The organism is Ferruginibacter sp., from assembly GCF_031430955.1.
Lineage (GTDB): Bacteria > Bacteroidota > Bacteroidia > Chitinophagales > Chitinophagaceae > Ferruginibacter.
Map to the genome: position 1 here is coordinate 1 of NZ_JANPCM010000249.1, position 5,285 is coordinate 5,285.

General features: G+C 38.4%; 7 protein-coding genes. 3 read left to right on the forward strand and 4 right to left on the reverse strand.

The window, feature by feature from the left end:
- On the reverse strand, window positions 1-338 hold a 338-nt coding region (locus ACY65O_RS07010), incomplete at its 3' end, for an exo-beta-N-acetylmuramidase NamZ domain-containing protein (protein ID WP_462220138.1).
- Window positions 339-515: 177 nt separating this feature from the next.
- Between ACY65O_RS07010 and ACY65O_RS07015 the strand changes: the two genes are divergently transcribed.
- The 3 genes from ACY65O_RS07015 (at window position 516) to ACY65O_RS07025 (ending at window position 2,919) form a co-directional block, all read left to right on the forward strand.
- Window positions 516-941 carry an FKBP-type peptidyl-prolyl cis-trans isomerase gene (locus ACY65O_RS07015; protein ID WP_462220139.1) on the forward strand — a complete coding sequence of 142 codons (426 nt, stop codon included), beginning with the start codon at window positions 516-518 and terminating at the stop codon, window positions 939-941.
- A 183-nt stretch (window positions 942-1,124) separates the two neighbouring features.
- Window positions 1,125-2,375, forward strand: a complete 1,251-nt coding sequence (gene pepT / locus ACY65O_RS07020; protein ID WP_462220140.1) for a peptidase T — start codon at window positions 1,125-1,127, stop codon at window positions 2,373-2,375.
- Window positions 2,376-2,628: 253 nt separating this feature from the next.
- The gene (locus ACY65O_RS07025) at window positions 2,629-2,919 is read left to right on the forward strand and encodes a hypothetical protein (RefSeq protein ID WP_462220141.1); all 291 of its coding nucleotides are present in this window, start codon (window positions 2,629-2,631) and stop codon (window positions 2,917-2,919) included.
- A 377-nt stretch (window positions 2,920-3,296) separates the two neighbouring features.
- On the opposite strand, the gene ACY65O_RS07030 is transcribed toward ACY65O_RS07025, so the two are convergent.
- The 3 genes from ACY65O_RS07030 to ACY65O_RS07040 all read right to left on the reverse strand — a co-directional run.
- Complete coding sequence (locus ACY65O_RS07030; RefSeq protein ID WP_462220144.1) at window positions 3,297-3,581, reverse strand: PDDEXK nuclease domain-containing protein; 285 nt, start codon at window positions 3,579-3,581, stop codon at window positions 3,297-3,299.
- Complete coding sequence (locus ACY65O_RS07035; RefSeq protein WP_462220142.1) at window positions 3,551-3,892, reverse strand: PDDEXK nuclease domain-containing protein; 342 nt, start codon at window positions 3,890-3,892, stop codon at window positions 3,551-3,553. The genes ACY65O_RS07030 and ACY65O_RS07035 overlap by 31 nt, the downstream gene beginning before the upstream one ends.
- 29 nt (window positions 3,893-3,921) lie before the next feature.
- A partial coding sequence (locus ACY65O_RS07040) for a phage tail sheath family protein (protein ID WP_462220143.1) occupies window positions 3,922-5,285 on the reverse strand: 1,364 nt, incomplete at its 5' end.

Here is a 5,285-nt window from a genome sequence, read left to right on the forward strand (position 1 = left end):
ATGGGCACGCCGGTCTTTTTATCTTTTGCATCTGTTACGTGTTCACCTGCATCTGCTGTTCCTCTAAACCCATGTTCCGGACTAAATATTTTTACAATATTAATGCCCCTGCTAATCAGCGTATCTACTAAATGTGTACCATTTACAACGCTGGTTTGGTTGGCAAAAACAGCTACTGATTTACCTTTAAGATAAGGAAGGTAAACTTCTATTCTTTCAGCACCTGGTATAATTTGGGATTTTAGATTTCCGATTTCGGATTTGATGGTGCCGGATTGTGATAATCCTGCCATACAATTGAGCAATAGAATTGTTGAACCTAAAAATATCTTTTTCATAAAGTAAAGTTGCTGAAAAGTTTTTTAATAACCTGTGCCGTTTATATATTAATTTGCAGGCTTATTTTTTGTTGGAACGATGATTTAGGAATTTTAAAAAATTGAAGATTATGTTTTTGATCTTATAAATCTTTCAAAAATCCCCGTTTACACAAACTCATACAAAAACAAAAAACAATGCAAGCAAAAAATGGAGATAATGTAAAAGTACATTATACAGGAAAATTATTAAGTGGCGAACAGTTTGATTCTTCTGCAGGAAGGGAGCCATTGGAATTTACAGTAGGTGCAGGACAAATGATTAAAGGTTTCGACCTTGCTATTCCCGGAATGGTTGTTGGCGATAAAAAAACCATCAACATTGCACCCGAAGATGCTTATGGCCCAAGGAGCGAAGAAGCCATCATTGAATTTCCAAAAGAAAATATACCTGCAGAAATGCAACTGGAACCAGGCATGCCTTTAACTTTAAGCAACCAGCAGGGCCAGCCGGTACCCGTAATTGTGGTAGAAGTAAAAGATGATATTATTATTTTAGATGCCAATCATTTTTTAGCCGGACAGGAACTGATATTTGATATTGAGTTGGTTTCTATTAATTAATAATGGATAGTTAATAATGAATAATTGAGCAGTTTGCGAAAGCAGGCTGCTTTTTTTATGTTGAATTTGGAAATATCGAATGGCGAATATTTTTTAATGCATGCGCTGCGTATCTTAGCGCACTGTAATAAATTTCACACATCCGACATTTGATGTTCGATATTTTTACATTCAACATTTTTTATGATACAAATCAGCCCCGACAGCATTGCCGATCGTTTTATGCGTTATGTACAAATAGATACGCAAAGTGATCCCACCAGTACTGCACATCCCACCACCGAAAAGCAAAAAGATCTAAGCAAACTATTGCACCGGGAATTATTTGGTATGGGTATTACCAATGCCACTACCGATGAGTTTGGTTATGTATATGCCACCATTGCATCCAACAGTGATAAAAAAAATATACCGGCCATTTGTTTTTGCGCCCATGTAGATACAGCGCCAGATTGCAGTGGCACTAATGTTAAGCCCATTCATCACCGTTATTACGATGGTAAGGATATTATTTTACCCGATGATAATATGCAGGTTTTAAATAGCAGCAATTCGCCTTACTTAAAAGAGCATATTAATTACGGTGTAATTACCGCAAGCGGATTAACATTGCTGGGTGCCGATGATAAAAGCGGTGTGGCCGCCATTATGGAAGCGGCATTATTTTTTATACAAAACCCCGCCATAAAACATGGAGATATAAAAATTTTATTTACGCCTGATGAAGAAGTTGGGCAGGGCACTGCAAAAGTAGATATGCAAAAATTAGGTGCCGCATTTGGTTACACCATGGATGGTGGCGAGGCAGGAAGTTTGGAAGATGAAACTTTTAGTGCCGATGGCGCAACCATAACTATCAGTGGTGTAATTGTTCATCCCGGTTATGCAAAAGGTAAATTAGTGAATGCATTAAAAGTTGCTGCGGCAGTAATGGATGCGTTACCAAAAAACGAATGGAGCCCCGAGACCACCGAAAAACGTGAAGGCTTTGTACACCCAACAGCTGTAAATGGCATTGCTGAAAAAGCAACATTGCAATTTATTGTACGGGATTTTACCAACGAAGGATTAGCGGCTCACCATAACCGTTTAAAAACTATTGCTGAAAATATTGTGGCACAATTTACTGGTGCTGCAATGGAATACACAGCCACAGAACAGTACCGCAATATGAAAGAAGTACTGAACAATTATCCGCATGTAGCGGCTTATGCAGCCGAAGCCATACAGCGTGCCGGCCTTACGGTAAAAAAAGAAAGCATCCGCGGCGGTACCGATGGCAGCCGCTTTAGTTATATCGGTATGCCCTGCCCCAATATTTTTACCGGCATGCAAAACATACACAGCAAAACAGAATGGATTGGCACTAAAGATTTAGCCAAAGCCGCAGAAACCATTGTGCATTTGAGTATGATTTGGGAAGAGAAAAGTTGATAATTTTTTCTGTCATTTAGAGGAACGGGATTTTTTTTGGGAACGAGCTTTTTGTTCATTGGTCATCATCGTGGAGTTTATGCTGAGGAACGAAGAATCACTCACTTTTGCCGCATAACATTATTGATCTTTTACCTAAGCGGAGGTAGAGTTACAAGTTTACTTATATTATTACATTTTTTTAATACTGCAAGCAATTGGCGCAGTTGTTGAATATTACATAACATCACTATTTATTAACCAAAAAAAATCGATGATGAAAAATGTATTCAACCCCGTATTTTTCAAGTATGGTTTTGTGCTGTTTATTTTAACTGTTGCCAATGCAGTTGCTTGGGCGCAAGACACTACAACAACTGCCGTTACCACAACTAATACCAGTACAAAAACCACTGAGCAAACCTGGTATGCCGAGCCATGGGTTTGGGTTGTTGGTGCAGCGGTACTTATATTGCTGATTATAGCTTTAACAAGAGGCAGCAGCACCAGTGGCCGTACAGATAAAGTTACTGTTACTAAAACAAGTTCAACAGAAGTAGAATAGCTTTCATTATTATTTTGTGGAGGATTTTCCTCATTTTGAGTAATTTAAATTGCTGTTTTGAGTTTGATGATTTTATAAAAAAATCGTCATATTATATCAACAACAAAAACTAAAAATCCCGGTACGTCTATTACCGGGATTCTTTTGTGGCGAATAGCCAGTATTATACCGATTAGACGTTTAAAATACACTGTCAGCCTGAGCTTGTCTAAGGCGGTTTGACTCTTGCACCCGGTTTCGACAATCCCGATTACAATCGGGACTGACATTTTACCCGGTATATTTAACGTCTAACTGGTATTAACCCTCCTCTTACCGGTTTAGCTATTGTGTAAATTCTTCTAAAGTTGGTAATGCCTTTTAATACTGTCAGGTAATTATGTACAGGTAAATTTACTTACGCCCATTGGTTTGTTTATGTCCTGCAAAGCAAAATCAACTACTAGAATGTTTTTATTTTTGCAAAGCAAAATACCAATACTGGGTTTGTCGTCTTTTTCTTTTACCAGTTTATCAATTGAGGTTAAATAGAAATTTAGTTTTCCTGAAAATTCCGCTTCAAATTCGGTTACTTTTAATTTAATACTGATGCAGCATCTTAGTTTGGTGTGGTAAAATAATAAATCGGGTTTTAAATTTTTCCTCCAGCAGTTAGTACAAATTGCCTGCCCATATAAGCAAACCCTTTACCTAACTCCAGTAAAAACCAGGTAATATTTTCTACCAATCGCTGCTCCGGCTCATGTTCCTTTACTTGTGCAGTAAGGTTTAAAAAATAAAAATTACAGTGGGTTTTTAATAACGCATTGGCCAGGTCACTATCTATTTTAGGTGTGGTTTTAAAATTATTGATGGCTTTGCCCCGCCTGCCAAACAGGTTGCTTTCAATTTTAGTTACATATTTAAAGAGTGACAGTAAAAAATTGGAAGGGCTTTTATACGCCGGGCTCACATACCAACACACAAAAGGCACGGCTATCTAAGCCCGGCGAAACAAAAAAATCAACTTTTTTGCTGGTGCTGCTGAAACGTGATCACAATAAATTCTGCCGGCCGCACAACAGCAATCTTCACTGCAATTTTTAAATAGCCTTCAAGAATATCTTCTGCCGTCATAGTGTTGCCAAGGCCAACCTCCACACTAAAAGCATCCTCTGGTTTTGCACCAGCTAATCCGCCTTGCTTCCATAAGCTGGTCAGAAAATTTTCGGCCATACTTTTTACAGTAACCCATGTATTGGCAACGTTAGGCTCAAACACATAAGCACGGAAAGCCAGTTTTAAAGATTGCTCTATCATCATTATTGTTCTTCTTACATTGATGTAGCGCCAGTCCAGGCTGTTACCATCCAATGTTCTTGCACCCCAAACCAAAGTACCCTGATCGGCAAAAACACGAATGGCATTTACAGACTTTCCTCCCGTTACATCTACATTCATACTTTCCTGTTGGTGGTGATCAATATTTACTGCTGGCGAATTAACCATTGCAACAGAAACATTGGCGGGGGCTTTCCATACACCTCTTGCATTATCAACCATAGTATAAATGCCAGCCATAGCCGCACCTGGCGGCAAAACATTTAACCATTGCCGGATGGCTTCCATAATTTGCTGGTACAGCTTACTTACATTTAAAAGATACTGATGCAATTCCGCATCAGAAAGCGCTTTTACTTTCTTTTTATTTTCATTATCTTCTTCGGCAGTAACTGTTTTTTTGCTGGCAATAGTTGCCCATAATAATTCTACGAGATCATCTTTTGGTATTACCAGGTTATTAAAATTAATTTCACTTGGGGAAGTAATCGATGTATTTAAAAACGGATAATAAGCCGCTCCATAGTTCAATCCTTCGGGGCCAATGGCTGCCCTGAAAAATGAAATCGCAGCGGCATCATTTGCATCGTTAGCATCTGGTATCACATCAAAAATACCCATGCGGCTTTGCATTTTTTTACAATGCTGTAATACCAAATTGTACAAAGCATAACAATCCGTTCTGTGGTTCACCATGTCGGGTATTACTATCAATGTCGGTTCCATTTCTTTTTCAAGAGCTGCCCAAATAGTTGCATTTGTAAAATCTGCATTTTTTATGGTTATACTTTCATCATTGCCATAAGTACCTGCCGAAATGATATAACAACTGCCGCCACCATTGGCAAAAAACAAGCGCATGCAATTGTATAAATAAAAAATTTGCGTTGGTGCAATAAGCATGGCAGGTTCAAAAGCGGTTACCGGTGTTGGTATGTTCAATAAAAATTTATGGGTAAACTCCCTGCCAAATAATTCCACATATTCTGCCATTGAACTGATACGGGTAGGTATTGCTTTTATTGATTTACCATTGCGTTCGGCTT